Origin of the sequence: Azospirillum brasilense (assembly GCF_003349955.1) — a bacterium.
Taxonomy (GTDB): Bacteria; Pseudomonadota; Alphaproteobacteria; order Azospirillales; family Azospirillaceae; genus Azospirillum; species Azospirillum brasilense_B.
In genome coordinates, this window is the sequence record NZ_QLKQ01000158.1 from 1 (window position 1) to 2,841 (window position 2,841).

The 2,841-nt window shown below is 62.3% G+C and carries 2 protein-coding genes; both read left to right on the forward strand.

Features of this window, described 5'->3' with window-relative positions:
* Nucleotides 1–576: 576 nt before the first annotated feature.
* Nucleotides 577–1,752, forward strand: a complete 1,176-nt coding sequence (locus DXK32_RS31760) for a hypothetical protein (RefSeq protein WP_162801447.1) — start codon at nucleotides 577–579, stop codon at nucleotides 1,750–1,752.
* Nucleotides 1,749–2,288, forward strand: a complete 540-nt coding sequence (locus tag DXK32_RS32510) for a hypothetical protein (protein ID WP_162801448.1) — start codon at nucleotides 1,749–1,751, stop codon at nucleotides 2,286–2,288. Before DXK32_RS31760 ends, DXK32_RS32510 begins: the two co-directional genes overlap by 4 nt.
* The last annotated feature ends 553 nt before the right edge of the window (nucleotides 2,289–2,841 follow it).

A 2,841-nucleotide genomic window follows, 5' to 3' on the forward strand; every position in this document is an offset into this window, starting at 1 on the left:
CGCTTCGGCGGGCCGGTTCCCCACAGCTCCTACACCACGTTCAGGGACGTGACCCCCGTTCGCTCCGCTTTATAGCAGCCAACCAACTTCAGCTCCTGGCGCAAAGCGGTCGTAAGCGACGGTCCGCATCGGGGCAAAGGCCGCTGGCGTTGGTGTGGTGAAAGGGGACACCGGGTTCGAAACTATCGATTCTGGGTGGACTAGGCGGAGCGGCCCGAACACACTATGTCGCAACGGTTGTGATACCCGAGCCATGGTCATGCAGCGTCGACGGAGCAAGGAGCCATCGGCCTTCCGCTAGGTAGCTACCTGGCGGAGAAAGGCCATGTTCAGAATTCGCCGCGTGCCGGTTCCCGGCACTGGCAAGCCGCGTCTCGGACGTCTCGTCGGCCTGATGCTGCGCCATCCGCAAACGCTCGCAGAGTTGCGCCGGACCGCAGCAGCCAAGGTGGATGAAGGCGATGTAGCTGTCTCCGGACGATTGCGCCGACCACCGACAGCGTGGGATGACCAATGGCGCTCCGATCTCGGGCACCGGAGCTGGAAGCGATGCCGCCGATACCAGTGGAGGGGTTGATGAGCAAGGACACCGAACGCGCCTCTCCGCCGCTGCACATCCATTTCGGCGACCGGATGCTTGACGACGCCGCTCGCGACATCGTCGATGTCGTGAAACGAGTGGAGCGTGGCGAACCCGTGCCGCCGCAGCGCCACCTTTCCTTCGAAGGATGGGACACGCTCGCGCATGCGCTCCGCGTCGCCGGCTTGAGCGGACAGACCAGTGCGGCTGTCATCGCTGCCCTCAAAGGCATAGCCGGAGAGGATGAATCCTCTTGCGAGGCGCCGGACGACAGCGCTTCACCACCCCCTTGGGACCGCTCGGCTTTGGCGAATCTGCGCCGGAAATGGCTGCACTATCATGCTCTCGGTAAACAGACCATCGCGGGACAACGCGTCGCCGACGACCTTGCGCCGATCGTGTCGGCGTTCGAGGTGGCCTGCGACGAAGTCGATCAGCTTCGCCAGCGCGTCGAGCAGGCCGAAGCTGACATCGCTCGGCTCCGTGGGTGTCTGTGGCGCGCGTTGCGGGATGGCTCTGGCGCCAGCACCGGTGAGATCGACCGCGAGGACTGCTACAAGGGCTACGCACCGGATATCCAGATCGACCCGGTGACCAGTACGCTGCATGCAGTCGCATCGGGAATCTCTGACGTGGTGCGCGCCGAGGGGCGCACGGCCGCGGACCTGTGGCAAGCGTTCCGCGACAGCGTGGACGAGTATCTGGCCGCCTGTGCGGAAAAGGGTCGGGAACCCCAGAAGCCGCAGCACCGCTACACCCTGGAGGAGTTGTTGGCCGGCATCACGCCGGATAACAGGCCCGACTTGGTTGATTGGAGGGCGGATGTTGGGCGGGGGCCTCTGGTCATGTCCAACAACGGCCAGCAGGAGCAAGGCTGGGTTCTCCAGCTTACCGACCTGGACATGGCAGGAATCGCCGACGCGCTGACACGCGGCACAGGCGCTGACTGCCCGGCACAGGAGATCGAGGTGCTGGCGCTTGCTCCGGCTCTGAGCCAGGGCTGTGGCGTTGACGAACATATTGCGGCTATTCGCCACCGGGCGCATGTGCTGGTTGTGGCCGGGGCGGAAATCGGCTGGACGATCGTGCCGCCGGAGGAGTTGGATGCGGCGGTCACGCAGTTGGAACAGGCGCTGGTGCTCTACCGTCAAGTGAAGGAGCATCTGGCATGAGCACAATGCGATGGATACGACTGTCTCCTACGGCTGAATGGGAGCCCGGCCGCGATTTGGGGGACGGCCGGTACGAGATCCTTGGGCATCCGCGGGGAATGCGCCCGGTGGAGGTCGGCCCGCCGCTCGATGCCCCCACAGATCGGGCCGCGGCGGAGCCTGATCGCTGGACAGAATTTTTCGCCTCTCCCGGCCTCGTGTTCCCGGATCGCGACCAGCCCACGCCGTCGAGTGAGCGTGAAAGTCTTCTCGATATGTTGGCACAGGTGGAAGGTGTGAACGAAGGTCCCGAAGACCCGGACCCGTTCGCTGTTCGCGGTGATGACCGAGACGCGCTGCTGCGCGAGATTCAGCGCCTCCGGCAGGACTGCGCCGAGGCCTATCAGGTGGTTGGCACGCTCGGCGCCGCCGTCGGCCTGCTCGATTCCGTCCCGCTCGCCAAGGCGCTCGACAACCTGTCAGCGGCCAGCCAAGGGGGCGCCCGTCCGCATGAGGACCTGCTGCCGTTCATTCTGACCTGCAGCGACAAGGAGTAGCCGAAGCCTTCCCATATGAAGAAGTCTGCCCAACATGTTTGCGTCAGTCCGGGTGATCGGCGGGCTGGAGAGGTGTGGTGAAAGGGGACTGGCGAAACTGCCCTCCACAAGATTAGAATAAAATAAATTAGATGATTGCTGGAGCGGCTCAAGCCCTCTCAACACCTAGCAGAGAGAAGGATTTAGACAACTATGTCGCTCTATAGACCAATGTTCCGTCAAGCGGAGAAGCTGACTTCAATGCGCCACCCTGCCGTGAAGGAAACCCTTCAGGGTTTGATATATGACGTGGACAATCTGTGCCATATGTATTTTAGCGCGCTTGCCCTTCACGAGGTGTTAAGCAAAACAAACGCGGCCGAGATAATCGGAAAACTCGAGCTCACGCTCAGCAATGATTTTGGTGACGGGCAGTTTACAACAAGCGTTACTCTTAGAGCGGATTCCGATCATTCTGGTTCATAGCCTGCGGCGGTGAAGTAGGATCGGCAGTCTGAAGTGGTCCCCGTTCCCCGGACAGATTTGCGGCTTTGCTAAGCTTGGTTCAGGTCCG